The sequence below is a fragment of the Mesorhizobium sp. WSM4935 genome (assembly GCF_029625735.1).
Classification (GTDB): domain Bacteria; phylum Pseudomonadota; class Alphaproteobacteria; order Rhizobiales; family Rhizobiaceae; genus Mesorhizobium.
The window spans coordinates 45,184-71,414 of sequence record NZ_JARTVR010000021.1 but is presented as its reverse complement, the minus strand read 5'-3'; the positions used below and the strand labels follow the sequence as shown (position 1 = coordinate 71,414).

Here is a 26,231-nt window from a genome sequence, read left to right as displayed (position 1 = left end):
GAAGGTCGTCCGAAAGAGGTCGCGTCATCAGATGCTGGCCTCCATTCCAGCCAGCATCTTGAATCACAAATCCGACAGATACGGAATCCCCTTCGATTCCGTCAAAGTAGGAAACGCTCTAGCAGCCGCCGACTTGCCGGTCACCAGGGTCGTGTGTCGCCGCATGCACGTCAGACGTGACCGTAGAAATCCCGGGTGCACGGCGACGAAATAAGCGTGGTCCAGCAGGGTCGACCAGCTGAACACGGGCATGTCGATCTCCCGCTGTATCGCCCGGCCGAACGGCTGAAACCCGGTGCATTCGAGCACCATGGCATTTCAAGCAAAAAGGCCCCGCGGGCGAGGTGCACGCGAGGCCCTTTTCCGGACGTCGCCGATCAGTGACGATCGGCTCCGCGGCCTTCATGGTGGCCGCCGTTGTTCGCGGCGCCCAGGCACAGGCTGTAGTAATCGTCATGGTTGCTGCACGAATTGATGGTTGCCTGCTGAGCATAGGCCGAACCAGACAGACCAGCGACAGCAACAATGGCGAGAATTGCATTGCGGAAGATCTTAGACATTTCGATTGTTCCTTTGTTTGAATTCCGGTCGAGCCGGTCGATAGCGGTTTTCCCGCAGTTGAGTTTCAGTTTGATGGCGCTGGAGCGCAAATTTGTTTCGAAACAGCAACGGCGGTAGCCGAGCCGGCAGACGCCTCGCAAGCCATGGCGGCTCGTTGCGTACAAATGTTTCAAAGGCAGTCGTTCTCGTTACGCAGCCGGCGCTTGCGTGCAATGCGGAGGAAACGATCGTCGATCATATATAGCGCCATAAGGAGGCAGGGATTGTCTCCGTCGCGACTTCGGCGAACCAGGGATATATGTCTATGTCGATCCTGAAGACATTGAACCGCATGGGCGCGGCCTTGAAATATGCGCAGGATGCCCGCACTCCAACGCGGATGCGGAACGGCCTGCCCTCCGACAATCATTTGGATATTTGCTGGCCGGTGATGCCGACAACCAAGCATCTGTCCTCGAACTTTTGGGGCGGGATCTGAGATAGCGATCGTTCGAAAGCCTGATCGTCGACCGCACATGGCAACCATCACCTCGCGAGCTGCAGGCAACGCGCCGCAGCCGCGCTTCTCGGCACCTCCCGAGCTCTTCGCGAACATGTCGACCGTTCGGCTTAACCGCGCCCCGTCTCGATGATGCCGACCATCGCCCGGGTAAATTCGACCATGCTGTTTGCCGTGATGGCGGCATTATCCGGGGATTGACCGATGTGCTCGGCCGCCCCGCAGCAGGAGCGCCGGATGCTGTCGTAATATGGATCTCTCTCATCGTCCGGCAGTGCTGCCAAATTAAGCGCGCGACGGTGGATCATGCGCAGTAGCTGCGCCAATGCTGTTTCGACACTCATGCGTTTTGCTCCGCATCGGTCGAGCGTCTCGGCACACCGAGTGCCGGATCGTCGATCGGGAGATTCCCGATTCGAACAGGCTGCACTGTAGCCGTTAATATGTCGTTCATTGCTAATAAATATGGCGCATCAATCCGGCAATTGGCCAAGCAGGAATGTTGGCGAGGGCTGCAACTGTGCATGTGACTTCTGTCACGGTTCTGTGCTGCGGCGTTTGCTATAGCCTTGTGGACGAGGGGCGTGTCGGTACAGCCTGCTCGGCCAGGAGAGATGATGCCCCTGTCAAATGACCTGCATGACAAGAACTTGATGTTCCAATGTCAGCGCTGCTCCAGGACGATCGTCAGGAAGGGCTCCTGGATCAAGAGCATCAAGACCTTCAGATGCGAAGGGTGCCGATCCGAGGTACGGATGACATATGGGCTCAAACTGGCGATCTTCGAACGGCATCGGCACTTGGCCGTGAAGGGCTCAAAATGAGCGGCTGAAGGCCGCCTACGCGCCGGGACGCGGTGCGGGTGGAACAGCGTCGGCACGTGTTCCCATAATCGACAACTGATGCGAAATAAACTGGCTGGGGTTCTTGGAAGCTTTTCGAACTTTCTGTGCCTCGCCTCGACCCGAATTGCGGGTGTTTATGGATAAGGCGGGCCACCAGATTCGGTCTTAGGGTAGGTCGGGAGGCATCGAGTGCAACGACTGGTGTGCGCCCATTGCATGTCGGTGTGCTTCCAAAGTTCAAGCGTGAATTGCAGTTTAGGGAACTTGAAGGGCTCGTAGCGCGGGTGTTGATGCTTTGGTCGCGGTTTATCATTCCGATCATCGCGAACTGTGTGCACACGAGCGCGATTGGCCATTCCGCATCATCAATTTACTTGAAGTGGTTGGTGAAAGCATGGGGCTGCATCGGCACGACCGCTACAAGGAGTTCAAGGTCATGCAAGACGCCGACCAGATCGTCAACGAGTGTAGGGACCTGATTGCAAAGCACTCCCTCGATCCCCAAGATGCTCGTGACGTCGTTGCCAGGGTCCTACTGGGCGAGCAGCCGATTCCTCTGAAGGTCAGCGATCAAGTCGTGGCACCAGGTTGAAGGTCGTCGTCCTCGCAGGCGTATCATTTCGCGGCGTCGTCGCCAGTCATGCAACACCCAAGCGATTTGCTAGGTTTGGAAGAACGACTTACCCACTGATTGTCGAAGGAGGCCGCGAGAAGGTTCCCTCAAAAGCTGTCATAGGCCGGCATTCGAGCCGACTGCTTTGCGCCGATATCGCTCACCGGCGATCAGGTCGCCAAGCCTGAAATGCAGTTACGTCCGCGCTACCCCGACTCCGATGCGCTTGGCTGCGCAAGTCCGAAAGCCATAGGGGACGAACCGAATACTGGGCCCTCCCGTTCAGCGGCTAACAGCCCACGGGACGCATCCTCGGTCGCATTTCGGCAGATCTACGGTGCCAAGCAAGACGAACAAATTTGACGATTCAGGCAGGCTGCACAGATTGCGCTTCGAATGACCCGACACGGTGTCGAAGCTCGCCAGCGTCGTGGACAGTCTGTACTCTCGGGAGGCTGCGACAAGCTCGCGAGCACGCAATCCGTTCACGCGCGTGCCTCCCGCCGAAGCCCCAGAGAGCGCGTATGGCGTGCCCGCAAAGGATTGCCGTTGGAGGCTCAGCGACCCTTTCCTCGAAGGATGCCATCCAGGCGAGAGCCTCAGCGGGCGTCCCGGAAGCACGAATGCGGTCGCGTAGCTCGGGATGGCGCAGGAGACGGCAAAGATGAGCCAAAGCGGGCAAGAAGGCCGCACCGTCGGATTTCGGCCATAAGACGGCCAGCAGCAGATCGACCGGATCGTTGTCGGGCGCGTCGAACCCGACAGGTCGCAGCAGCGTCGCGACCATCGCCGAGGGCGCAGTTATCCCGTCGAGTCGTGCGTGGGGGATAGCAACACCGCGCCCGATCGCGGTCGAGCCGAGGCGCTCACGGCGAAGCAGGGCCGCAAGAACGGTGCCTTGGCCCATGCCTGCTCTTTCCCCGAGGCGGGCCGCGATTCTGGCGAGGGCTGACCGCTTACCGTTGGCGCGCATGCCGAGCAGGATGTCCTGCTCCTCAAGCAGGTTGGTCACCGTCATCATGGGTTGTGCTTCATCGCCCGGCTGCTGTCGCAAGAAAGGCTGCGATTCATCGAGGGCGAGGGAGGCGCCAAGATGGTCGGCCGTCCCGGACGCAAAGCCGGCGTGGGCTTCGCGTCCGTGCCGACGAGCGGCAGTCTGGTCGGAGGCGGTGCTCGCCGCGGCGGGACGTTGAAACGGCAAGTTCAGCATCGGGTTCATAGCATCACCTGACGCGACGCAACGGGGGCTGCGGACCGGCGGCGCGTAGGCCGGTGATCCGCCAACGCGGCCGGCACCACTACGGAGGTGATGCACCAAGGGCAGCGTGTGGCTGCTCTTGGCAAGGACCGACTGCACGAAATGCAAATGCGACTCGAACGGGAAATTCTCATGGAACGCTCCATCGATGCCGCCCCTGGAAGGGCCGCAGAATGAACCGCAGGTCTTGGAAGTCCCGGAGCAGGACTAGGTGCGGGATCGAGGGATGGTGGTCTGCTCCGGGAGAGGCTCCGTCCTTGACCGGCGAGCCTCGAAATTCTGACAAAACTCTCCATGCACATCATAGCAACCTAGCTATTAAGCCTCGTCTCTCTCAATCGACGCTAATCCGAGCAGTCTGAACGCGAGATTCAGATCGCCAGGAAAGCGACGATCATCAGGGCGAAAAGGCCCACTGCGACAATTGTCCTGGTTGTCGTGTCCATTGCTCCGCCTCCTTGTTAGACAGGTCGTTGAAATTGACGACCGATTGGCGGATGCCTTGCGACGGAGCTCCACCTTCCATGTTCCGACGGCCTAAAGAAGCTTTCCGCCAACTGTGGGATTTCGTTTCTCGCTATCCCGATATCTTCAAGGGTCCTGTCGTCCAGGCCTTCAAGCGCGGCCATTGCACGGTTTCGTTGCCAGCGTTGAACCGCCCGTAAGATCAGTTGCGCGACGGTGGTTCGCCGTTGCCGAAGCGTAGTAGCCTGCCTCCGAACTGTGCTCGAGGAATTCTTGCATATGGACATGTCGTCCTCCTTCAAGTTCGCCAGGTCCATTCCACGCGGCGTCCATATGGACATTGGTGGACGGGCTGACGGAGGCACCGGGCGCAGTTCTTCGACGCTCGCCGCATCACCAGGAAGCAGCGCCGTGCCAGTCTGTTGTGGGTGAAGGTTCCCGAGACGGCGAACGGAAGCGTTCGAGCCGCTCGGGCTACGAACGCGTCAGGAGGGACGCCGAGACGACCAGGTATTTCTTGCGAGTGTCCGGAATAACCATGCTCCGGATATGGCCATTGGACGCAGTCCATTCAACGGGTTGGACCGGGTGCGGCCTTCGGACGCTGGCAGTGGCATGCGCTGGCGAACGGGCGCAACGCCGCAAGCGACCGCGCGGCCCCATGCGGCATTCCATCCATTTGACTTCGAGCGCAGGCTGGCCATGATGTCTCTGTGAACAGAATTCCAACTCACGGACTTCCCTTCCGTAAACGGCCCAAGACAGGCCGCTAGCCCTGGCCTAGCGGATGAATTCCGTCGGGCCAGGGAGCTTCCTATCGACTGAAATTCTGAGCGTTGCGCGTCCGCTTGAGTGGACCGCTCCACCATGCACGAAGGAAACCGGAAATGGCCAAGAGAAACGGCAATCGAGAAGCCCGCAAGCCGAAGCAGGACAAGGACAGGAAAATTCAGGAAGCGGCCACGGTATCGGAACTTGGCGCCAAGGCGGCCGGAACCGGACGACGGCGTTAAACCGTCCACAATCGTGGCGGCAGCTTCATTGGCCGCCGCCACTTTCCTCCTGTTGGTCTCGGCCACGCGGCGGTCGCAAGATCGACCGGGCAGGCACGCCCGGTCTTCCCTCCGCCCGGTCACGATAAAGCGCCGCGCGTGCGAGCAGCATCAGCGTGACCGGGGTTGTGACGGCGATGAAGACGCCGATCAGGAGTTCATTCGCGACAGGGCGCGAACCCAGCGCAGAGAAGCAGACGATCGACGCGAGCACGGTGGCGCCTGTGCCCCAGCTTGTACCCAGTGTAGGAGCGTGCACGCGCTCGAAGAAGCTGCCGAACCTTAGGGTTCCGATTGCGCCGAGTAGGGTCAGTCCCGCGCCTAGCAGAACGAGAACAGCTGTCAGCAGGGCCGCCCAGGCGGGTAGTGCTCCAGCGTATGTCATTCTATCACCTCGCCGCGCATGAGAAACTTCGCCAAAGCCACGCTCGAGACGAAGCCTAGCACTGCGATGATCAGGGCCGCCTCGAAATAGATCGGGGTTCCGGCGCGGATGCCGACCGTCAGCACCAGAAGCATGGCGCTCACATAGATGGCATCGAGGCAGAGTACCCGGTCCTGTGCGCGAGGGCCGCAGATCAAGCGGAAGGTGTAGCAGCCCAGGGCGGCCACCAGCATGGCCTGTGCGGCCGTCACGGACCAAAGGAGTATGATGGCGGTCATTCGAATATCTCCATGAGAAGACTTTCGTAGCGGGTCTTGATCAGGGTGATCCATCCCTGTTCGTCGACGAGGTCGAGAACATGGATCAGAAGGATGTTCGAATCCTGGGCGTGCTCGATCCATGCGGTCCCAGGCGTGCTGGTGACGATGCAGGCGAGCACGGCGAGCCCCGTCCTATCGCGAAGGTCGAGCGGTATGGCGACGAAGCCGGATTTGCGTTTGCGGCCGCGGCGTTGGAGCACAATGCGCGCGACGGCGATGTTCGAGCGCAGGATGTCCAGTGCCACGATCCCGGCAAGGCGAGGGATCAGCTGCCATCGTCTGAGCCTTGGCTTAGACGGTCGCAGCGCCGCCATCGCACGGGAGGCCGCGACAGCGATCAGCCCTCCGAGGATGAACTGCCCGGGCGAGAATGACGTGAGCAGCATCCAGGTCAACAGCAACGCCGCGGTCATGATGGGGTACGGCAGCGCACGGATCATCTGGCGACGGCCTTCGCTTGCTCCGGGCCTAAGACGCCCTGGATGTAGCTCGAAGGATCGTGCAGCGAGAGGGCCGCCGCTTCGGTGTACTCGATCATCGCGCCTCCCTTCATCGTCAGGAACAGGCAGAGAGCCAGAAGCCCGACGACCGGCGCAATCTCCACCACCAGCACGCGCGGAACGACGGTTTCGAGCGGCGCCCAAAAAGTGCCGATGCCGCTGCGCATCATGGCGAGCAGCGCTGCCAGGCCGGACAGAATGACGAGTGCGACCAGCAGCCAGGTTCTCGGCGGGATGCTGGCGGGAGTTCCCAGCCCGTACAGATTAAACATGCCCGTCAGCATGGCGAACTTGGCGACGAAGCCTGAAAGCGGCGGCAGGCCCGCGAGCAAAAGGGCGACGCATCCGAAGCACACCCCGAGGATAGCGAGCGCGCCTGGCATGACGACGCCAACCTCCTCGTCGTCACGTTCCTCGTCCTCGCCGCCATCTTCGCCATAGGCTTCCCTGGTGACGGCAAGCAGGTCGGCGCCAGGTTCACGCGCGCGCTCCACCAGCTCAATCAGCATGAAGAAGGCCGCTGTCGTCAGGGTCGAACTGACGAGATAGAACAGCGCTCCTGACACGACCGCCGCGTCGCCCATTCCGACAGCGGCCAGCAAGGTCCCCGAAGAAACAAGCACGCTGTAGCCGGCAAGCCTGCCCATCGCCTGCGAGGCGAGCACGCCAGATGTCGCGAAGGCGACCGTGGCCAAACCGCCCCAAAGCATGACCGTCCCGCCAAAACCTGTCAGTTCGCCTGCCTGGCTTCCGAAAAGCAGGAGGCTCAGGCGCAGGAGCACGTACACACCGACTTTGGTGAGGATGACGAAGATGGCCGAGACTGGGGCGGCGGCAGCCATGTAAGCGGAGGGAAGCCAGAAGCAGAGTGGCCATACGCCAGCCTTGACCAGGAAGGCAATCCCCAGGATAGCCGCACCTGCCTGCAGCAGCATCCGGTCCCCCGCCGGGACGGCGTGCAGGCGAACCGCCAGGTCAGCCATATTGAGCGTGCCGGTGACACCGTAGATCAGGCTGACGCCGATGAGGAAAAGAAGCGACGCCGCTAGGTTGATCGCAATGTAGTGCAGTCCCGATCGGACGCGGAATGCTCCAGAGCCGTGCAGCAGCAGGCCGTAGGACGCCGCCAGCGTTACCTCGAAGAAGACGAACAGATTGAAGAGGTCTCCCGTCAGGAATGCGCCTGCAAGTCCCATCAGCAGGAACTGGAAGAGGGTGTGGAAGTGCGGTCCGGCCCTGTGCCAGCGAGCCAGCGAATACACCAGCGACGCGAAACCAATGACGGCGGCGAGGACGAGCATGAGGGCCGATAGCCGGTCGAGCACGAGGACGATGGCGAACGGCGCGGGCCAGCTCGCGACCGCGTAGGACAAGGAAACGATGCCGCTTTCGACCGGAACGCTATTCGCCATGCGCGTCAGCACCACGCTCGCGACGAGGAGGAACGCCGTCGAAGCGAGGCTGATCAGCGCCTTCAATGTGTGGCGCGACTCATCGATCAGAAGCAGCAACCCCCCGGCCACCAGCGGGAGCAGGATCGGAACGACCAGAAGGTGTCGCGTCGACTCCATCAGCGCGACTCCCGCCCGTCGACGTGGTCGCTGCCGGTGAGACCGCGGGCGGCGATCAGGACCACCAGCAGCAGGGCGGTCGTTGCGAAGCCGATCACGATTGCAGTGAGCACCAGCGCCTGCGGAACCGGGTCCGCGAGGTCGGCAGGATTTCCCGAGCCGTCCGTGCCCAGCACGGGAGCTGCCCCTACGCGCAGGCGACCCATGCTGAAGATGAAGAGGTTCACCGCGTAGGAAAGCAACGAAAGGCCGATGACGAGCTGGTAGGTGCGCGGTCGCAGGACCAACCAGACGCCAGACCCGGTAAGAACGCCGATGGCGATTGCAAGCGTCAATTCCATTGCAGGCGCTCCTCCGCGACCTGGCGTTCCTCTTCGAGGCGAGCCGCCCGCAGGCGGCGGATCGACTGGTGGGCGATTGCGATCAGCATCAGCACCGTGGCGCCGACGACGAGACTGAACACGCCGAGATCGAACATGGTCGCGCTTGCCATCGGAAGTTTTCCGACGAGCGGCAGACTCACGTACCGAAAGTATGAAGTGAGGAAGGCGTCGCCGAGCAGCATGGAGGCGGCGCCCATCAGGGCCGCCAGCAAAAGGCCGCCGCCGATCCATCGGACCGGCAGAATGCGCAGCCGGTCTTCTACCCAGACCGTTCCCCCTGCCATGTACTGTAGGACGAAGCCCGCCGCCATCGCCACGCCCGCGGCGAAGCCTCCGCCCGGGGCGTCGTGGCCGCGCAGGAAGAGATAGGCCGCCAGCACAATCACCACCGGGAACATCCATTGCATGATCACCGAGGGCACATAGAGGTATTCTGCGGGCGTCGCGCCGGCCACCCGGTCCGGCTCGGCCTCGTCGTAGGACGATTGGACACGCTGCTGCTCCGGTCGCTCGATGCTGTCCGGGGCAGGGCGGAAGCGCCGCAGCAGGGCAAACACGGTCAGCGCGACGATGCCAAGCACGGTGATCTCACCCAGCGTGTCGAAGCCCCGGAAGTCGACGAGGATCACGTTGACGACGTTGCGTCCCCCGCCTTCGCTGTAGGCCTTTTCAATGAAGAAGTGCCCGATAGTGTCGGGCGGCTTGCGCGTCATGACGGCGTAGGACATCGCCGTCATCCCGGCGCCCGCCACCACGGCGATCGCAAGGTCGCGGAAATGGCGCGCGCGGGCGAGCCGGCCACTTGGCTCGCCCAGCGCTTCGGAGCGTTTCGGCAGCCAGCGCAGGCCGAGCAATATGAGCACAGTCGTCACGATCTCGACGAGGAGCTGTGTTGCCGCAAGGTCCGGCGCCGACAGCCAGACGAAAGACAAGCAGGTGACGAGCCCAGTTCCCCCGAGCAGCACCAGAGCCGCGAGACGGTGGAACTTGGCCCGCTGCGCTGCCGCGACCGCGCAGACCATGCCAATGGTCCACAGACCGGCGAACGCGACATCATCCCGCGCGCCGCTATAGCTTCCGAACCCAAGCCCCGAGGCAAAAAGAGGGATTGCGGCGGCGGCGACCGCAGCGGCGACGAGCAGGCGTATCTGCGGCTGCAAACGCCTCGTGCCGAAGACCTGCTCCACAAGGCGCGCGCCTCGCCATGAGATCGCGACCATGATCCGCTCGAAGATGCGTTGGCCCTGTATCCGGCCGAAAAGGAGGGGGCTTTCGGCCCGTTCGAGGTAGTCGCCGGCGAACAGGTAGAGCAGCGCGCCGGCCGCCAGCGCGATCGCGCTCATCGCCAGTGGCAGGGTGAAGCCGTGCCATACCGCCAAACTGTATTGGGGCGTCGCTTCGCCAAGCACCGAGGACACCGCGACCTGCAGGAATGGTCCGATTGTCAGCCCCGGGATGATGCCGACGACGAGGCAGGCCACTACCAGGAACATTACAGGGAAGCGCATCCAGAAGGGTGGTTCGTGCGGCTCGCGCGGAAAGCTCTCGGGGGGCGCGCCGAGGAAGATCGAGTGGATGAGCCGGATGGAATAGGTAACGGCGAGCGCGCTGCCGAGAACGGCCGCATAAGGTGCCGCGGTGTCCAGCCAGGAGTCCGCATGGGTCTCGACCGCTTCCGCGAAGAACATCTCCTTTGATAGAAAACCGTTCAGCAGCGGCACGCCGGCCATGGCGGCGCTTGCGACCATGGCCAGGGTGCCCGTAATCGGCATGTAGCGGAACAGGCCTGAGAGTCGCCGCAGGTCGCGCGTGCCGGCCTCATGGTCGATGATGCCGGCTGCCATGAACAGAGAAGCCTTGAAAGTGGCGTGATTGAGCATGTGGAAAATGGCGGCAACCGCAGCGAGCGGACTGCCGAGACTGAGCAGCAGCGTGATTAGCCCCAGATGGCTGATCGTGGAATAGGCCAGCAGTCCTTTGAGGTCCTGCTGGAACATCGCGAGATAGGCGCCGAGTACCAGCGAGATCATTCCCGCCAGACCAACGATGAGGAACCATTCAGGCGTGCCTGAAAGCACTGGCCACAACCGGGCCATGAGGAAGACGCCCGCCTTGACCATAGTCGCCGAATGCAGGAACGCCGAGACGGGCGTGGGCGCGGCCATGGCGTTGGGCAGCCAGAACTGGAAGGGGAACTGCGCGCTCTTGGTGAGCGTGCCTAGCAGGATGAGCAAAAGCGCCGGGACATACAGATCGTGGTTGCGAATAGCGTTCCCCGACGCCAGCACAATGTCGAGATCGTAGCTGCCGACGATATGACCAACTACGAGAACTCCGGCCAGCAGCGCAAGGCCGCCGATCGCCGTGATCGTCAGCGCCATACGGGCGCCGTCGCGTGCGGCCTGGTTATGATGCCAGTACCCGATCAGCAGGAAGGAAAAGATGCTGGTGAGTTCCCAGAACACGACCAGGAGGATGAGGTTGCCGGCGAGCACGACGCCCAACATCGACCCCATGAACGCCAGGAAGAAAAGATGGAAGCGGCGGACGGGATCCTCCGGCGAGATGTAGTAGCGCGTATAGACGACGACGAGCAGCCCGATCCCGCTGACAAGCGTCGCGAAGATCCACGCGAACCCGTCCATGCGCAGGGCAAAGTCGAGGCCCAGTGAGGGAATCCATTCGAACCTTTGCCGGACAATCCCCCCGCCCTGGACGGAAGGGTAGAGCGCGAGCGTCACCACCAGACAGGCCAACGTCGTTGCGCCTGCCAACCAGGTCGCGGGTGCGCGCGAGTCCGACGGAAGCAAGGTGGCCGCGAGGCCTGCCACGAACGGAAGAGCGATGATCAGAGGCAGCGAATAAAGCTCCATCACTCTCCTTGAAGCTGGGCGGACGGTCTGACTGTGCGTTATCCTGCGCTTCTACGCTATCGATGATTGTCCGCCAATGACAGGAAAGATGCTCGCGTCGCGGTCTTCCCAAGCTGTTTAGTGGGCTTAACGCTGCCTGCTGGGTACCACCAGGACATCGCAGGAAACCGCCTCGAGGACGCGCGATGCCACGCTGCCGACGACCGCGTGAAGCAGCCCCGTCCTGCCATGGGTTCCGACGATCACGAGGTCGGTGTCGGCGTCGTTGGTCAACACCTGCAGGCCCATCACCGGATCGCCGCGGCGGGCAACGATGTCGAACTTCGTGATGGCTTCCTCGCCGGCGACCTCCCGGAGGAAGTCGCGGCATTGGTCAAGCGATATCGTTTCGAACTGTCGATCATAGTCCGCGCTATCGTGAGCGAAGCCGCGGTAAGGCGGCTCGAACCCATGGAAGAGGCCCAGCCGCCTCAGTCCAAACCATCGCAGGGCAACCATCAGGGCAGGCTTGGAAGACTCTGACAGATCGGTAGCGACGAAAGCGCGTTCGTCGGTGTCTAGCACTCTCCTTTTCACGACCAACAGCGGGATGGGGGACTTTCGGGCGAGAGCTGTGACATTGCTTCCGACCAGCATCTGCGCGAGCGGCCCTGACCGCGCTATCCCGGTCACGATCAACTCCCCCCGTTCCCTTGCCGCTATCTCGAGTACCACCCAGTCGACCGGTCCTTCCTCCACGATCACGGATGAACGAAGGCCATCAACGCAAGCAAGCTCCTCACGGAGAGAGGCGGCATTGCGCATTGCCGCGCGCCTGTACGCGTCGCGCACAGAAGTGTCCTCGGTCAGCGCCATGTCCGTGAGAGCGTGCACTGCGGTAAGGCTCGCATTCCACTGGATCGCAAGCTGCACCGCCCGGTCCTGCGCCCGATCGCACCGCGCGGTGAAGTCCGTCGCAAGGATGATATGGCTCGGTGCACGCCGAGCAATAGCAGCAACTGAGCCGTCGTCTTGTGAAGCGTTTGACATGAGTGGCTCCGATAATTCGAATAACGATATAGCATCCGCGATCTCGAAGAAATGCGTCCGGCCTTGGGGCGGCAGTGCAGGGATGATGCTCGCCTTCCCGAAGAGCGGCGGACTACCGCTGCTTTCCGCCATCATAACGAAGGACAACGAGGCGGCTTTCCCGAGCAGCGCGGCAGTTTGGCAACCCAGATCGAACCAACGCCCAGCCAAGCACTGGTTGGGCGGCTATGCTAGACGAAATTCATGACGATGATCGCACCGATCACGATCAGAACCAGGCCGCCGATCAGCATCGGCAACAAGCTGTTTTCTGGATCGATCCCAGACTCAAACTGCTTTTCTAACGGCGTATTATTCTTTCCCGGCTGAGCCATGGGTCGTCTCCTGCGCAAAGATAGGCATGCGTCCTGATCGGAGTGCGACACGCCTGTGTAGGTGATTAAGAGGCTGTTTATCCGGCCCAATCGATCCCTGCGTCTCCCGTTCTCCGGCGCCTACATCGCCATCGCAGGGGCAAGGTTCGCTTCATTGGGAGCTTATCTCCCGGATGCGAAGCCAGCGTCTTTCGCGTCCGGGCTAGAGACCTGCTTTGAGGCACCGTGAATCTGGTCGAGAATTCTGCATGAAAATGAACATGACAGCATAAATGTAGTGAAGATCTATTCGGAATCAAGCGTCTCCGATGGATGGCGGTCGTTTTGGAGGTATTCGGTGGCATATTTAGCCATTTTAACACATAATATCTCTGTTCGAGAGCTATTGTGAACTATTTAGCAGATGCGCGCCTCGGACTTTCGTCGCAAGAATACACGGAAACAGCAGAGATGCCAAATGACGCAAAAATAATGCACTGAAATGACATTTAATTTCGTTTGACGAGCATGGGCGTCTCCTCCTTCCTTGGGGGAGGCCGAACGGGCCGTGTCAGCGCGATGAAACGGACTTCGGCCTTTCAAATTGTCGGCTGCCGCGCCGCTTCTATCCAAGCAAGGAGTATCGTGATGAGAAAGTTTGCCCTCGCAGTTGCCATAACAATGGCCACTTCGTTTTATGCCATGGCGGCCAGCGATGTCACCCAGTCGCCGCCGGCTGGTCCCTACGAACAGGTCAGCAAACTTGTGAAACTGCCCGACTTCCTCCCGGGTATGGGGCAACTCTTCGTCGATCCGGCGACGTTGCCGGCCGGTCCGTTCCTCGCTTATGACCACGACGGCAAGCTTGTCAGCACCATCTACATGCTTCCGATCAAGGAGCTCAATCCGGACAAACGTTTCGATAACCTTGCGGCGCCGGGCGGCAACGTCGACCATGTCGACGTTTACTACAATGCCGGGCACCCGGGCGTTCCGGAACCGCATGTCCACGTCGTGCTGTGGCATGTCTCGGCAAGCGACGAAGCGGGGGTCGCCAAATGACACTCACGCGCCGTGAGATACTTGGCGCGGGCGGCGGTTTCGCCGCCCTGACGCTTTCGCCTTTGGCTGTTTGGGCCGACGAGATCGTGGATATCGCAATGAAGGGTCGCGACGATGGCTCGCACGTCTGGTTCGACCCTATCGGCGTTCTGATCGAGCCAGGTCAGACGGTCCGCTGGACAAATCTCAACCCTGGCAGCTCGCACACGACGACGGCGTACAGCCCAAAGAATTTCGGGCGGCCGATGCGCATGCCAAAGGCGGCAAGACCGTGGGCCTCCGACTATCTCCTGCCTAACGAGACCTTTTCCGTGGCCTTCACCGAACAGGGGGTCTACGACTATTTCTGCATTCCGCACGAGCGTGCCGGAATGGTCGGCCGCATCATCGTCGGCGAACCCTTGACAAACGGCTGGACCCAACTTGACGGAGCGAATGGCGACCTCCCGGAGGAGGTCCTCAAGGCGTTTCCGACAGTCGAGGAAATCATGGCGAAAGGCATCGTCCTGCGCGCTTAGGTATGCATGAGAGACACGACCGCCAGCAACAAGGAGAATAGAATACGACGATGGAAGTGGGAGCGCCAGATTCCTGGCCGTCGTCAGTGGTCAATCAATTTGGGGGCGTTCTTCATGACAGCCAATATTTTTCGGTGCGGTGTTCAATCACGATCCGAGGCGAAGCGCGACGACGGCGCTCTCGTATCGGACATGCCTCTCGACGCACAGACCGCAGTCCAGCAGCGTCAGCGTGCGACGAACCGGCTTGCAGCCCTGGGCGAGATGACGGGCGGCATTGCTCACGACTTCAGAAACCTCCTGGCGGTCGTCGAATCCGGCCTGCGGCTCGCCGAAAAGCGAGCCGACGAACCCGAACGTGTGCGAGCCTACATTGCGGCGGCGCGCCAAGGAATCGATCGAGCGATCGAACTGACCTCGCAATTGCTCGCCTTCGCAAAGCATCAGGAACTCGATGCCCATGCGGGCGATCTGAACGAGTTCCTCAGGTCTTTCGAGCCTTTCCTTAGGTATGGCGCGGGACCCGATGTCAGGGTCAAGCTTGAACTCGGTTCCGATGTCCCGCTTTGCATGGTCGACCCCGCATTCTTCGATGCAGCCGTGCTTAACCTCGTCATCAACGCGCGCGATGCCGTTCCAAATGACGCCGAAGTCCGGGTCACCACCGGACGACTGGCGCAGACGACCGCCTCACCCGATCCGCCCGGGCCGGGAAGCTATGCCTACGTCCGGGTCGAGGACCGTGGTTGCGGCATGGCCCCAGAGGTGTTGCAGAAGGTTTTCGATCCCTTCTTCACGACGAAGGGTGAAAAGGGCACGGGCATCGGACTGTCGCAGGTGCAGGCGTGGCTGGAGATGGTGGGTGGCCGGATCCGCATTGCAAGCGAGCAAGGTATCGGAACGACGGTCGACCTGCTGTTTCCGTCAATCTAGGCGGAAGCCTAACAAGGCTCCTGCTATCTCCGCTCGTCGCGAGCGACGGAATGCAATCCTGCCAGCGCGGGACCTACCACGCTCTCATCCGCACTTGCCGATTGCACCGCGTAAACCGGGTACGAGAATTGCGGCATTTCAGGCACAAGATGAAGCCGGCCTGCTTCTATGTGAGATTGCACTGAGCTCATTCTGAAATATCCAGAGCCGCCTGTTGCAAGAACATAGTTCAGGGCGAGCGGACCAAGATCGAAGGAAAGGTCCGGCGCAGCGCTTGGAAAATTCATCCCGTGGTGAAGTCCAAAATCCGGCCCCCAATCCATGTAAACGTATGATTCATCCACGACACGCGCATCGGAATTGGTAGTCACGAGGACGAGCTTTTCATCCAAAAGCAGATCGATTTTCAAACCTGGTCGGTGCGGTGGCGCGTACATGATAGCCAAGTCGACCAGTCCAGAGGCGACCTGGTTGATCAGATCCTGTGGCACGTCGACGTGCACTCGCAACGCGATATCCTGAAGCGATTGGCGCATCCAGCGAACCCAGTCGAGCAGAAGGGGTTGCGCAAGGCTGACTTCGCTGCCGACCGTCAGGACGGCCCGTCGTCCCGGAGGCACGGCAACCTGGTGAAGGGTGCGTTGCCATAGTTGGACGAACATCGGGGCGTGGCGCAGAAATTGCTCACCCGCGGGAGTGAGCGAAGCGCCGCCTTTATGCCGAACGAAGAGTGGTCGACCCAATTGTTGCTCGAGGTTGCGGATTCGGGCGCTGACGGTGGTCTGGGCGACATTCAAGCGCTCCGAGGCGCGAATGAAGCTCCCCGTCGAGACGATCTCGATAAAAGTGCGAGCGAGTTCAATATCCATGACCGCTAATAGCATAAAAATTGCGCTTAAATGTCAATGAATTTCGTTTGCTACATAGCAAGCGTGAACATTAGGCTGTCCGAATAATCACCGGATTGAGCGCTGAACGCGGCGCAGCGCCGGGATGGAGCAGGCATAGGCCTCTCCATCCTCACCCCTCGTTTGCCCGCAGTGTCACAGGAGCGATCATGTCGACGAGAGAGAAGAACGGCCAAGGCGATGTCGGACGTCGTGACTTTCTAAAACTGTTCGGCGCGGCTGGCGCGGCAGCGGGCACCCTGCCATTTGGCGGATCCGCATCGGCGGACGAGATCGTGGCAACTGCCGCCACGGACACGAAGCACCATCACGCCGCCGAACCTCATGCCCGAGGCGGCGGCTATGAATTCTTCAATGTCGACGAATCCGCCTTCGTCGAAGCGGCGGTCGATACGCTCATTCCAAAGGATGCGACCGGTCCCGGGGCCAAGGAGCTTGGCGTGGCGACATACATCGACCGGCAGATGGCCAGCGGATACGGCAAGGGCGACCGGCTTTATCTGGAGGGGCCCTTTGGCGAGGGTACGCCCGAGCAGGGATATCAATTGCCGATGACGCCCTCGGAACTGATCCGGGCGGGAATCGCCGACGTCAATGCCGTCGTACAGAAAAGCCACAAGAACAGCTTCACGGCCCTTTCGGCAAAGGACCGCGCCGCCTTTATGGCGGACCTTGAGGCCAAGAAGACCGAGCTTCCAACGGTGCCCGCTGCAACCTTCTTCAGCCTCCTTCTGCAGCTCACGATCGAGGGCTATTTCGCGGACCCGATGTACGGCGGGAACAAGGATGCAGCTGCCTGGAAGATGATCGGCTTCCCCGGCGCAGATGCCATGTACGCGGACAAGATCGAGCCGTTCCGGAACAAGCCATACAACGCTGAACCGAAGGGCATCCAGGACCTCATTTGATCGGCGCAAGAAAAAGGAGACTTTGACATGGCCACCAAACTGAACGCGGTCGATGTGCTGATTGTCGGTCTTGGGTGGACTGGCGGTATCATTGCCAAGGAGCTTGCATCCACCAAGCTCAAGATCGTCGCCCTTGAGCGCGGAGGCCCGCGTGACACCAATCCGGACTTCATCGATCCTGAAATCCACGACGAACTGCGCTACGCCGCCCGCCACGACCTCATGCAGAACGTGCGGCGGGAAACCATCACATTCCGCAATAGTAAATCGCAAACGGCGCTGCCGATGCGTCAACTCGGCTCCTTCCTGCCGGGGCAGGGTGTCGGCGGTGCCGGCGTGCACTGGAACGGCGTGACCTGGCGCTGGCTCGAATGGGATCATCAGGCGCGCACCCGGACCGTCGACAAGTACGGCGAGAAGATCATCCCTTCTGACATGCACCTGCAGGACTGGCCGATCACCTATGACGATCTCGAACCCTATTATGACAAGTTCGAAAAGACCTGCGGCACCTCCGGCAAGGCCGGCAATCTCAACGGCAAGAAGATCGACGGCGGCAATATCTTCGAGGGCTCGCGTAGGGAAGATTATCCCAACCCGCCAATGATCTCCGCCCAGAGCATGGTGATGTTCGAGAAGGCGGCCCGCAACCTCGGCTACCATCCTTTTCCAAACCCCTCGTCCAACGCCTCTCGGGATTACGTCAATCCCGATGGCGTGGCGTTCGGCCAATGCCACTACTGCGGCTACTGCGAGCGTTTCGGCTGCGAGGCGAATGCAAAAGCCAGCCCGCATTTCACCGTCATTCCGCTGGCGCTGAAGAATCCGAATTTCGAACTGCGCACAAATTCGATCGTGCTGAAGGTCAATCTCGATTCGACCCGCAAGAAGGCCGTCAGCGTCAGCTATCTGGACGCTCGTGGGCGAGAGTTCGAACAACCTGCCGACCTCATCATCCTGTCGGCTTACGCGCTCGGCAACGTCAACCTGCTGCTGCAGTCGGGGATCGGCGTTCCTTATGATCCCGCCACGGGGAAAGGCGTGGTCGGCCGAAACTATGCCTACCAATGCGGCGGCGGGGCTACCGCCTTCTTCGACAAGAAGACCATCCTGAACCGCTTCATGGGCGCCGGCGCGCTCGGCACCTGCATGGATGATTTCAACGGCGACAACTACGATTTCGTGAAGGCCGGTTACATCGGCGGCGGCGGTATCAGTTGCAGCAACTCGGGGGCCCGGCCTATCCAGTCACATCCGACACCCCATGGCACGCCGCGCTGGGGCTCGGACTGGAAGAAAGCAGTGGTCGACAACTATGACCATGCGGCCAACGTCGGCAATCAAGGCGCGGTGATGGCCTACAGGCAGAACTATCTCAGCCTCGATCCGACCTATACGGACATCTTCGGACGTCCGCTGATGAGGATGACGTTCGATTTCCAAGACAACGAAGTAAAGCAGATGAACGGTCAGGCCGACATCTGCGTGAAGATCGCCAAGGAGATGGGTGCGATCAGGGTCGATCGAAGCATTCCGCCGGTGCCCTATTCCATCGTTCCCTATCAGAGCACCCACAATACCGGCGGGGCCGTTTTCGGCGCCGACCCCACCACCAGCGTCCTGAACAGACATCTTCAGGTCTGGGATGTCCCGAACGTGTTCGTCACCGGCGCTTGCGTGTTCCCGCAGAACGCCGGGAAGAATCCGACCGGACCGGTGGGCGCTCTTGCCTATTGGGCGGCGGACGCGATCAAGAATTATCTGAAGAACCCCGGCCCATTGGTTCCCTCCTGAGGCAGGTCTGCCGGGTCCGGACCCACGCTTCGGATCCGGCAGACTGTGCGTTTCGAATACCGACATAACCAGGGTGGCTTGACGACAGCCAAGCCGCCCCTGATTGAAAGCACGCGAAGATGAGATCGACGATATTTGGATTGACGACCGCGGTTCTCACCGCAGTCGGCTATGCGCAGGCGCAGGACAAATCTCCTGGCAATGCTGACGCCGGCGCCTCGGTCTTCAAGAGATGCATGGCCTGCCATGCGGTCGGGCCCGACGCCAAGAACGGGGTAGGGCCCGTATTGAATGGCGTCATTGGCCGTGCGGCAGGCACTTACCCAGGTTACAACTATTCCGCGGCGAACAAGAATTCGGGCCTGACCTGGGATGAACCGACGCTGACCACATATCTCCACGCGCCGCGCAAGTTGGTGCCAGGCACGAAGATGACATTCGCCGGTCTCAGCAAGGATCAGGAGATCGCCGATGTGATCGCCTATCTGAGACAGTTCAACGCTCAAGGGCAGAAGGCCTCCCCCTGAGCCAGGGAGGTCTGGCCCTCTTGCAAAGCACAATCTTATGAAATTCCTCCTGCATCAGGACCTGGGGTATTCGACGGTTCATCAGATCGGTGACTACCTGCGCAGCCACGGAACCGGCCATCACTGGATCGAGCGGTATCGGGGCAGCATCTTCGTCATCGTATCCGATCAAGCCGACGAGATGATCCTTCGCCAGGAGTTCTCCAGGCTTCTCGATGCCGTCAACGAAAAGGAGACGGACGGATGAGCAGAAAAGTCATCGACGAGAGGATAAAACTGAAGCGGGCCTATGAGAGCCCTGCTGCCGACGATGGCACGCGGGTGCTGATTGACCGGCTTTGGCCGCGCGGGGTCAAGAAGATGGACGCCGGCATCGACTGCTGGATGAAAGAACTCGCGCCAAGCACAGAGCTTCGGAAATGGTTCGGACACGATCCCGCCCGCTGGGAGGAATTCCGTCGGAGATATACGGCGGAAGTCCACGCACATCGCAACGAGCTCGACCGGCTCCGCGACCTGATACGACACGGCGCTGTCACACTCGTCTACTCGGCTCATGACGAGGCCCACAACGATGCCGTCGTCCTGAGAGAGATTTTGCTGGGACATCGCTAGAGACGTCGCGCCGAGCTGCCTTTGCCATCAAGGACATGGGGCGTGTGACCACTACAGCGGGTCCAAATCACTTTTCTGGAACCAAACGGAGGAAGGTTCATCAAATCATCGAGGAGACGCACAATGAAATTCTTTATCGATACAGCCGATATATCTGAAATTCGCGAACTGGCCGCGGCAGGCTTTGTCGACGGGGTGACCACGAACCCGTCGCTCGTCTCGAAGACCGGTCGGCCGATCAGCGATGTGATCAAGGAGATTTGCCAGACGATCGAGGGCCCCGTTTCAGCGGAAGTCACCGCGACCGACCTCGACGGTATGATCGCCGAGGGAGAGCGTTTAGCGGGCATAGCCGCCAATGTGGCCGTCAAGGTCCCATCCACCTGGGATGGGTTCAGGGCTTGCCGGGCGCTCGCTCATCTCGGTCACAAGGTCAATGTCACGCTGTGCTTTTCAGCCAACCAGGCGCTGCTCGCAGCCAAGGCAGGCGCGACCTTTATTTCGCCGTTCGTCGGCAGGCTCGACGACATCGGCTTGGACGGGATGGAACTGATCCGAGAAATTCGCACGATCTACGACAACGACACTTCCCTCGCGACGGAAATCCTCGCGTCTTCAATTCGCACACCCCTCCATGTCAAACAGGCGGCGATGGCAGGCGCCGATGTCGCGACCGTGCCGCCAGCAGTACTTAGAAACCTCGCCAAACATCCGCTCACCGACAAGGGTCTGGCATCTTTTCTTGCCGACTGGAGCAAGACGGGGCAAGCGATCCTGTAAGTGTGCGCGACCCTGTCGGCTCCTATCATAAAAATTGCTCGCAACTGCCGATTAAATTCGTTTGCAGGATGTCTGGAGTGGCGAGAAACTGTCGCTGAATTCTAAGGCTGTGATCAAGGAATTCCGGCTTCTCGACCGCAAAGGCACTTCCGATTCCGGAACGCCAAGGGAGAAGGCAATGGCCCAAGACCAACGTAACCCGACTGGACCGGATTTGAGGCAAGGTATCGCGCACGCCGACCTTACCGACGGCGGTAGGCTGGTCGGCAGATATGGCGACGAGCAGGTGCTGCTAGTGCGCCGCGGGACCGAGGTATTCGCGGTCAGCGCGACATGCACGCATTACGGCGGGCCACTCGTCGACGGTCTGGTAGCAGAAGACACGGTTCGGTGTCCGTGGCATCACGCGTGCTTCGATCTGCGCACGGGCGAGGCCCTCCGTGCGCCCGCCTTCAGCCCGCTCGCCTGCTGGTCGGTGGAACAGCGAGAAGGCAAGATATTTGTAGTCGAGAAGCGCAAGCGAACGGCACCCGTGGTGCGAGATGGCGGCGCGGCTCCGGAGAGAATTATCATTGTCGGCGGCGGCGCGGCCGGTTTCGCTGCCGCCGAGACACTGCGGCGCGAGCAATACCAGGGCAGCATCATCATGATCAGCGATGACCAGGCGCCGCCCGTCGACAGACCGAACCTCTCCAAGGACTATCTCGCCGGCAAGGCTCCGGAGGACTGGATTCCGCTGCGCGGCGAGAAGTTCTATTCGAAAAACAACATCGACCTGCGCCTCGATACGAAGGTCGACCGCATCGACCCGCGGTCCCGCGAGGTTGTCCTGTCGGATGGCGGCACGATTCCTTACGAAAGGCTGCTGCTTGCCACGGGGGCCGAACCAGTTCGGCTTGCTATCCCCGGAGCCGAGCAATCATTTGTCCTCACGCTGCGCTCTTTCGCCGACTGCAAGGCGATCATCGAGCGGGCCTCGAATGCGCGACGCTGCGTCGTGCTCGGCGCCAGTTTCATCGGGCTGGAGGTTGCGGCGGCGCTGCGCTCGCGCCGCATCGACGTTCACGTAGTAGCGCCGGATAGACGGCCTATGGAGCGGGCCCTGGGTCCGCGGATGGGCGACTTCATCCGCGACCTCCATGAGGAGAAGGGTGTCGTCTTCCATCTCGAGGCGACTGCGACCAGCATCGACGGCAACAAGATGAAACTCAGCAGCGGCGGCACGTTGGTGGCGGATTTCGTCGTGGCCGGCGTGGGCGTCAGGCCACGCACCGGGCTCGCCGAAAAGGCCAGACTCAAACTCGATCGCGGTGTCGCGGTGAACGCGTTTTTGGAAACAAGCGCGCCCGGAATTTTCGCGGCCGGCGACATTGCCCGGTGGCCCGATCCTCATAGTGGCGAGAATCTTCGGGTAGAGCACTGGGTGGTTGCGGAGAGACAAGGTCGCACCGCCGCACTCAACATGCTTGGCCATCGCGAGAAGTTCGCGGCGGTGCCGTTCTTCTGGAGCCAGCATTACGAAGTGCCCATCAACTACGTCGGCCATGCCGAGCGATGGGACGAGATCTCGGTCGATGGAGACGTCGCGGCCAGGGATTGCCTGCTCCGATTCAAACGGGAGGGGCGCACGCTCGCTGTCGCCTCGATCTTCCGCGACCTGGAAAGTCTGGAGGCCGAGCTGGAAATGGAGCGCCAGACGGCAAGCTAGAGCGCGCTCTCGAGCACGGGTGGGAACGCACCGAGAATGACGCAGCCGAATATGTCGCCGTGACCGAAAGGAGACCGATCTATGTCCGCATTGCAACAGGACGTTGCCAGGGATTTGCAAATCATTGCGCCCACTCAGCATCATTCAAAGATCGTCGAGTTCGCCAAGGAGGTCGCCGGACAAGAGTCCCATCAGATGCCGACGTCGGTCGAAATCTTCTCCGCCAGCGGTCGCTGGTACTGCCAGGTCCGTCGCGGCAATGAAAAGACGCGGCCGATGGGTCCCTATACCAAACAACAGGCTGAACGGGTTCAGGAAGTTCGCAGAGCCTTGATCGCCAAAAGAGGCACCGCTCGGATTATGTTCGAGTAGGCGGGACCTGACGATCGCGCCGGCCGGCGTACGCTTCACCGCAACGATCGTCTTTATCGAGTTTACAGGAACGTACGAGGCAGGCCTCCGGCCATTGCCGCCTTGCGAACCAGGTCTCGCGACGAGACCTGTCGACGTTCCCGCTTGCCGAGCCGGCATCGTCTTCAGCCAACGGAAGGAAAGCCGATATGGAATACAAGTCGATCGTTCTCAACCTCGACATCGACGGGATGGTTGAACCTGTCGTCAAGCTCGGAGTCGATCTCGCCCAGCGCTTCGACGCGCGCCTGATAGGTCTGTCGGCGGCCGACGTCGCGCCGCCGGTCGTAATGGAAGGTGGAATGGCCTTTGAAGGAGAGAGCATGATGCGCCAGCGCAAGAACATCAAGCGACGGCTCGAGGACCTCCACGCACAGTTCGAAAGCATTGCTGGCGCGACGGTTCATACGCAATGGCGTGGGGCCGTGGGCAATCCGACCCGCTTGCTGATCGAATCGGCGCGGTTGGCCGATCTCATCGTCACAGCCTCGCCGGAGGGTGCCAGTTTCGGCAACGCCTATCGTTCCACCGACCTCGGCAATCTTATCCTTCAGGCCGGCCGGCCTGTCTTTGTGGCATCGACCAACCAGGAGAATTTCCGCATCAACAAGGTTCTGGTCGGATGGAAGGACACGCGTGAAGCCAGGCGCGCGGTTCTAGATGCCATGCCCTTTTTGCAGATGGCTCAGGAGGTTCGGGTCATTACGGTCGACGACGGCCCAACCGACGAAACCTGGAACGGGCTCGACGATGTTGTCGCCTTCCTGGACGTGCATGGCGTAGAGGCCAAGGCGGAGGTGTTTCCGGAAAAATCCAATAGCGGAACGATCGCCGACGTCGCCGGCGCAATGAACGCGGATCTTGTTATATCAGGCGCCTACGGCCACAGCAGGTTCAGGGAGTGGATCTTTGGCGGCGCTACCCGCTCGCTACTTGAAGCTGATCGGCTGAACCGGCTCATGTCGAACTGATCGCCGGCACCGATGGCGGAGTGCATCCTCACCGGCTGACAGACTTCGCGAACGCATCCCAGCCCCGCTGAGTTGGCTGCTCGTCGCCGTGACAAGCCTGCCGGCCGGACCCTATCGCAAGAACTCAGGCTTGTTGTTGCTCGCCCTCGGTGGCGATCAACATCCAGTTCCGCTTCCTTGACTGGGTTTGACAGGCAAACGTCCACGTATCGATCATCTCGAAGATTTCCCGGGGATCCCCGGCGACGACTGCATTGTCGGCAGAGCGTGTAGTGCTGATCACGTCGGAAACATACCGAACGACGATCTCGGCGGCACCATCCGCCACGAACGCGTCGACAACCTTGGCTTCGTCCGTACCTATGAAGGTGAGCTCTAGTATTTCTTGCCGATCCCGGCGTTCGACGATCTCTCGCTCGAAGGCGGCAAGCACCTCCGATCCGACAAGGCGCTTCAAGGTCTGGATGTCACTATCCGCAAACGCCCGCAGGATCGCTTCATAGGCCCTCCTGGCGCCTGATAGGAATGCAGCGAGGTCGAAATCCGGGTCGATCTTGCGAAGCGCATCCTGGGACATGTCCGCGCAGGACACGTGTTCGGTGCTGACGTCCGGCTGCGGCGGCACAGCGTTCCGCTTGGCCCTCTCGTCGTTCCAGCGCGAGAAGAGCTGGCTCCAACTCCCAAGCATTGCCCAATAAAGCGCGAGGATCGCAACGAGAAGGATCTGGTTGTTCGGGTCTGTGGTCTCGCTCATGACATTCACCCATCGACTTGTCGAAGATGCACATCTCAGTGGATGCGGGGCAGCCTTTCCCACTGATGGAATGGCGGCGGCGAGGGCAGCTGCCATTCAAGCGTGGTCGCCCCTGCGCCCCATGGATTGGCGCTGGCCGGGCGCTTGCCGCTGAAGGCTTCCGCGACTGCGACGAAGAAGATGATCAGCCCCACGGTCGAGATGTAGGCGCCGATCGAGGAGACGAAATTCCATCCGGCGAGGGCATCGGGGTAGTCGGCATAGCGGCGCGGCATGCCGGCCATGCCGAGGAAATGCTGCGGGAAGAAGACGAGATTTACGCCTAAGAACATCGTCCAGAAATGCAGTCTTCCCAAGGCTTCGCTGTACATGTAGCCGGTCATCTTCGGGAACCAGTAGTAAAAGCCAGCGAAGATGGCGAAAACCGCGCCCAGGGACAGCACATAGTGGAAGTGGGCGATCACGAAATAGGTGTCGTGCAACGAGCGGTCGATGCCGGGGCTTGCGACTATGATCCCGGTGACACCGCCTATGGTGAAGAGTAGGACGAAGCCGATGGCCCAAAGCATCGGGGTCTTGAACTCAATCGACCCGCCCCACATCGTGGCGAGCCAGGAAAACACCTTCACGCCCGTCGGAACGGCGATCACCATCGAGGCGAAGGCGAAGTAACGTTGGGCGTCGACGGAGATGCCGGTCGTATACATGTGATGCGCCCAAACGACGAAGCCGATCATGCCGATTGCCACCATCGCATAGGCCATACCGATGTAGCCGAAGATCGGTTTTTTGGCGAAGGTCGAGATGACATGGCTGATTATACCGAAACCAGGTAGGATCATGATGTAGACCTCCGGATGACCGAAGAACCAGAACAGGTGCTGGTAAAGGATCGGATCACCGCCGCCGTCCGGGACGAAGAAGGTCGTGCCGAAGTTGCGGTCCGTGAGCAGCATCGTGATCGCGCCGGCAAGCACCGGCAGCGACATCAGCAACATGAAGGCCGTCACCAGCATCGACCAGGCGAACAGCGGCATCTTGTGCATCGTCATTCCCGGCGCGCGCATGTTGAAGATGGTGGTGATGAAGTTGATCGCGCCGAGGATCGATGACGCTCCCGCAAGGTGGATCGAAAGGATCACGAGATCGACTGCGGGACCAGGCTGGCCGGAGGTCGAAAGCGGCGGATAGAGCGTCCAGCCGCCGCCGTGGCCGAGCGTGCCCGGCGCTCCCGGCACGAACATCGAGGTGATGAAGAGGATGAACGCCATCACCAGCAGCCAGAACGAAATATTGTTCATGCGCGGAAACGCCATGTCGGGAGCTCCGATCATGATCGGCACCATCCAGTTGCCGAAGCCGCCGATCAGGGCCGGCATGAGCACGAAGAAGATCATGATAAGGCCGTGGGAACTGACCACGACATTGTAGGTCATCGGATCGCTGAATATCTGCAACCCGGGCTCCTGGAGCTCCATTCGGACCAAGACCGAGAGCGCGGTGCCGAGAATCCCCGCTAAGATGGAGAAGATCAGATAAAGCGTCCCGATATCCTTGTGATTGGTCGAGTACAGCCATCTGACGAAAAACCGGGGCTTGTGGTCTTCGGTGGATGCCGCTGAGGTCGACATGGTG

Annotated in this window: 30 protein-coding genes; 15 read left to right on the top strand and 15 right to left on the bottom strand. The window is 60.7% G+C overall.

The features are described 5' to 3' along the window. Positions 1 to 377 precede the first annotated feature (377 nt). Complete coding sequence (locus P9273_RS29800; RefSeq protein ID WP_278052078.1) at positions 378 to 734, bottom strand: hypothetical protein; 357 nt, start codon at positions 732 to 734, stop codon at positions 378 to 380. 131 nt (positions 735 to 865) lie between these two features. Here P9273_RS29800 and P9273_RS29795 point away from each other — a divergent pair, with 131 nt between their 5' ends. After that, positions 866 to 1,039, top strand: coding sequence for a hypothetical protein (locus tag P9273_RS29795; protein WP_278052077.1), 174 nt, complete (start codon positions 866 to 868; stop codon positions 1,037 to 1,039). A gap of 131 nt (positions 1,040 to 1,170) precedes the next feature. Here P9273_RS29795 and P9273_RS29790 read toward each other — a convergent pair whose 3' ends face one another. Continuing rightward, entirely contained in the window at positions 1,171 to 1,404 is a 234-nt protein-coding gene (locus tag P9273_RS29790) for a hypothetical protein (protein WP_278052075.1), read from the bottom strand. A 796-nt stretch (positions 1,405 to 2,200) separates the two neighbouring features. On the opposite strand from P9273_RS29790, the gene P9273_RS29785 reads away from it, so the two are divergent. Then, positions 2,201 to 2,497: a hypothetical protein gene (locus P9273_RS29785; RefSeq protein ID WP_278052073.1), complete on the top strand. Its 297-nt coding sequence runs from the start codon at positions 2,201 to 2,203 to the stop codon at positions 2,495 to 2,497. Positions 2,498 to 2,885: 388 nt separating this feature from the next. Here the strand turns inward: P9273_RS29785 and P9273_RS29780 are convergent, their stop codons facing one another. Then, entirely contained in the window at positions 2,886 to 3,737 is an 852-nt protein-coding gene (locus P9273_RS29780) for a PTS sugar transporter subunit IIA (protein WP_278052072.1), read from the bottom strand. Between the two features lie 500 nt (positions 3,738 to 4,237). Continuing rightward, positions 4,238 to 4,528, bottom strand: coding sequence for a DUF1127 domain-containing protein (locus tag P9273_RS32455; RefSeq protein WP_442920270.1), 291 nt, complete (start codon positions 4,526 to 4,528; stop codon positions 4,238 to 4,240). Between the two features lie 600 nt (positions 4,529 to 5,128). Between P9273_RS32455 and P9273_RS29775 the strand changes: the two genes are divergently transcribed. Then, the gene (locus P9273_RS29775; protein WP_278052071.1) at positions 5,129 to 5,254 is read left to right on the top strand and encodes a hypothetical protein; all 126 of its coding nucleotides are present in this window, start codon (positions 5,129 to 5,131) and stop codon (positions 5,252 to 5,254) included. A gap of 25 nt (positions 5,255 to 5,279) precedes the next feature. Here the strand turns inward: P9273_RS29775 and mnhG are convergent, their stop codons facing one another. From mnhG to P9273_RS29735, 8 genes are all read right to left on the bottom strand, one after another. Continuing rightward, entirely contained in the window at positions 5,280 to 5,678 is a 399-nt protein-coding gene (mnhG, locus tag P9273_RS29770) for a monovalent cation/H(+) antiporter subunit G (RefSeq protein ID WP_278052070.1), read from the bottom strand. Next, on the bottom strand, positions 5,675 to 5,956 hold the full coding sequence (locus P9273_RS29765) for a K+/H+ antiporter subunit F (protein ID WP_278052069.1): 282 nt from the start codon (positions 5,954 to 5,956) through the stop codon (positions 5,675 to 5,677). Before P9273_RS29765 ends, mnhG begins: the two co-directional genes overlap by 4 nt. After that, the gene (locus P9273_RS29760) at positions 5,953 to 6,438 is read right to left on the bottom strand and encodes a Na+/H+ antiporter subunit E (protein ID WP_278052068.1); all 486 of its coding nucleotides are present in this window, start codon (positions 6,436 to 6,438) and stop codon (positions 5,953 to 5,955) included. Before P9273_RS29760 ends, P9273_RS29765 begins: the two co-directional genes overlap by 4 nt. Next, complete coding sequence (locus P9273_RS29755) at positions 6,435 to 8,069, bottom strand: monovalent cation/H+ antiporter subunit D (RefSeq protein ID WP_278052067.1); 1,635 nt, start codon at positions 8,067 to 8,069, stop codon at positions 6,435 to 6,437. Before P9273_RS29755 ends, P9273_RS29760 begins: the two co-directional genes overlap by 4 nt. Then, positions 8,069 to 8,410 (bottom strand): Na+/H+ antiporter subunit C, encoded by a 342-nt coding sequence (locus tag P9273_RS29750; protein WP_278052065.1) that lies wholly within the window; start codon positions 8,408 to 8,410, stop codon positions 8,069 to 8,071. Before P9273_RS29750 ends, P9273_RS29755 begins: the two co-directional genes overlap by 1 nt. Then, on the bottom strand, positions 8,401 to 11,325 hold the full coding sequence (locus tag P9273_RS29745) for a monovalent cation/H+ antiporter subunit A (RefSeq protein WP_278052063.1): 2,925 nt from the start codon (positions 11,323 to 11,325) through the stop codon (positions 8,401 to 8,403). The genes P9273_RS29750 and P9273_RS29745 overlap by 10 nt, the downstream gene beginning before the upstream one ends. 126 nt (positions 11,326 to 11,451) lie before the next feature. Beyond that, complete coding sequence (locus tag P9273_RS29740) at positions 11,452 to 12,354, bottom strand: universal stress protein (protein WP_278052061.1); 903 nt, start codon at positions 12,352 to 12,354, stop codon at positions 11,452 to 11,454. A gap of 230 nt (positions 12,355 to 12,584) precedes the next feature. Then, positions 12,585 to 12,728, bottom strand: a complete 144-nt coding sequence (locus P9273_RS29735; protein WP_278052060.1) for a hypothetical protein — start codon at positions 12,726 to 12,728, stop codon at positions 12,585 to 12,587. A 627-nt stretch (positions 12,729 to 13,355) separates the two neighbouring features. On the opposite strand from P9273_RS29735, the gene P9273_RS29730 reads away from it, so the two are divergent. The 3 genes from P9273_RS29730 (at position 13,356) to P9273_RS29720 (ending at position 15,220) form a co-directional block, all read left to right on the top strand. Then, entirely contained in the window at positions 13,356 to 13,769 is a 414-nt protein-coding gene (locus P9273_RS29730; RefSeq protein WP_278052059.1) for a DUF5602 domain-containing protein, read from the top strand. Then, positions 13,766 to 14,287 carry a plastocyanin/azurin family copper-binding protein gene (locus tag P9273_RS29725; RefSeq protein ID WP_278052057.1) on the top strand — a complete coding sequence of 174 codons (522 nt, stop codon included), beginning with the start codon at positions 13,766 to 13,768 and terminating at the stop codon, positions 14,285 to 14,287. Before P9273_RS29730 ends, P9273_RS29725 begins: the two co-directional genes overlap by 4 nt. Positions 14,288 to 14,401: 114 nt before the next feature. After that, positions 14,402 to 15,220: an ATP-binding protein gene (locus P9273_RS29720; protein ID WP_278052055.1), complete on the top strand. Its 819-nt coding sequence runs from the start codon at positions 14,402 to 14,404 to the stop codon at positions 15,218 to 15,220. Positions 15,221 to 15,243: 23 nt separating this feature from the next. Here the strand turns inward: P9273_RS29720 and P9273_RS29715 are convergent, their stop codons facing one another. Next, positions 15,244 to 16,089 (bottom strand): LysR family transcriptional regulator, encoded by an 846-nt coding sequence (locus P9273_RS29715; RefSeq protein ID WP_278052053.1) that lies wholly within the window; start codon positions 16,087 to 16,089, stop codon positions 15,244 to 15,246. A gap of 188 nt (positions 16,090 to 16,277) precedes the next feature. Here P9273_RS29715 and P9273_RS29710 point away from each other — a divergent pair, with 188 nt between their 5' ends. The 9 genes from P9273_RS29710 to P9273_RS29670 all read left to right on the top strand — a co-directional run bounded on the left by P9273_RS29710 (position 16,278) and on the right by P9273_RS29670 (position 23,842). After that, complete coding sequence (locus P9273_RS29710) at positions 16,278 to 17,036, top strand: gluconate 2-dehydrogenase subunit 3 family protein (RefSeq protein ID WP_278052052.1); 759 nt, start codon at positions 16,278 to 16,280, stop codon at positions 17,034 to 17,036. Positions 17,037 to 17,063: 27 nt separating this feature from the next. Next, complete coding sequence (locus P9273_RS29705; RefSeq protein WP_278052051.1) at positions 17,064 to 18,830, top strand: GMC family oxidoreductase; 1,767 nt, start codon at positions 17,064 to 17,066, stop codon at positions 18,828 to 18,830. A gap of 140 nt (positions 18,831 to 18,970) precedes the next feature. Further along, positions 18,971 to 19,357 (top strand): c-type cytochrome, encoded by a 387-nt coding sequence (locus P9273_RS29700; RefSeq protein ID WP_336619410.1) that lies wholly within the window; start codon positions 18,971 to 18,973, stop codon positions 19,355 to 19,357. Between the two features lie 37 nt (positions 19,358 to 19,394). Then, positions 19,395 to 19,604 carry a hypothetical protein gene (locus tag P9273_RS29695; RefSeq protein WP_278052049.1) on the top strand — a complete coding sequence of 70 codons (210 nt, stop codon included), beginning with the start codon at positions 19,395 to 19,397 and terminating at the stop codon, positions 19,602 to 19,604. Next, the gene (locus P9273_RS29690; protein ID WP_278052048.1) at positions 19,601 to 19,972 is read left to right on the top strand and encodes a DUF488 domain-containing protein; all 372 of its coding nucleotides are present in this window, start codon (positions 19,601 to 19,603) and stop codon (positions 19,970 to 19,972) included. The genes P9273_RS29695 and P9273_RS29690 overlap by 4 nt, the downstream gene beginning before the upstream one ends. A 123-nt stretch (positions 19,973 to 20,095) precedes the next feature. Continuing rightward, positions 20,096 to 20,752: a fructose-6-phosphate aldolase gene (gene fsa, locus P9273_RS29685; protein WP_278052047.1), complete on the top strand. Its 657-nt coding sequence runs from the start codon at positions 20,096 to 20,098 to the stop codon at positions 20,750 to 20,752. A gap of 178 nt (positions 20,753 to 20,930) precedes the next feature. Then, the gene (locus P9273_RS29680) at positions 20,931 to 22,460 is read left to right on the top strand and encodes an FAD-dependent oxidoreductase (RefSeq protein WP_278052079.1); all 1,530 of its coding nucleotides are present in this window, start codon (positions 20,931 to 20,933) and stop codon (positions 22,458 to 22,460) included. Between the two features lie 81 nt (positions 22,461 to 22,541). After that, positions 22,542 to 22,832 carry a hypothetical protein gene (locus P9273_RS29675; protein WP_278052046.1) on the top strand — a complete coding sequence of 97 codons (291 nt, stop codon included), beginning with the start codon at positions 22,542 to 22,544 and terminating at the stop codon, positions 22,830 to 22,832. Positions 22,833 to 23,020: 188 nt separating this feature from the next. Continuing rightward, entirely contained in the window at positions 23,021 to 23,842 is an 822-nt protein-coding gene (locus P9273_RS29670) for a universal stress protein (RefSeq protein WP_278052043.1), read from the top strand. A 124-nt stretch (positions 23,843 to 23,966) separates the two neighbouring features. Here the strand turns inward: P9273_RS29670 and P9273_RS29665 are convergent, their stop codons facing one another. Together P9273_RS29665 and ctaD are read right to left on the bottom strand one after the other, a co-directional pair. Further along, positions 23,967 to 24,596, bottom strand: a complete 630-nt coding sequence (locus P9273_RS29665) for a Tim44/TimA family putative adaptor protein (RefSeq protein WP_278052042.1) — start codon at positions 24,594 to 24,596, stop codon at positions 23,967 to 23,969. Between the two features lie 35 nt (positions 24,597 to 24,631). Next, complete coding sequence (gene ctaD / locus P9273_RS29660; protein ID WP_278052041.1) at positions 24,632 to 26,227, bottom strand: cytochrome c oxidase subunit I; 1,596 nt, start codon at positions 26,225 to 26,227, stop codon at positions 24,632 to 24,634. Positions 26,228 to 26,231: the final 4 nt, after the last annotated feature.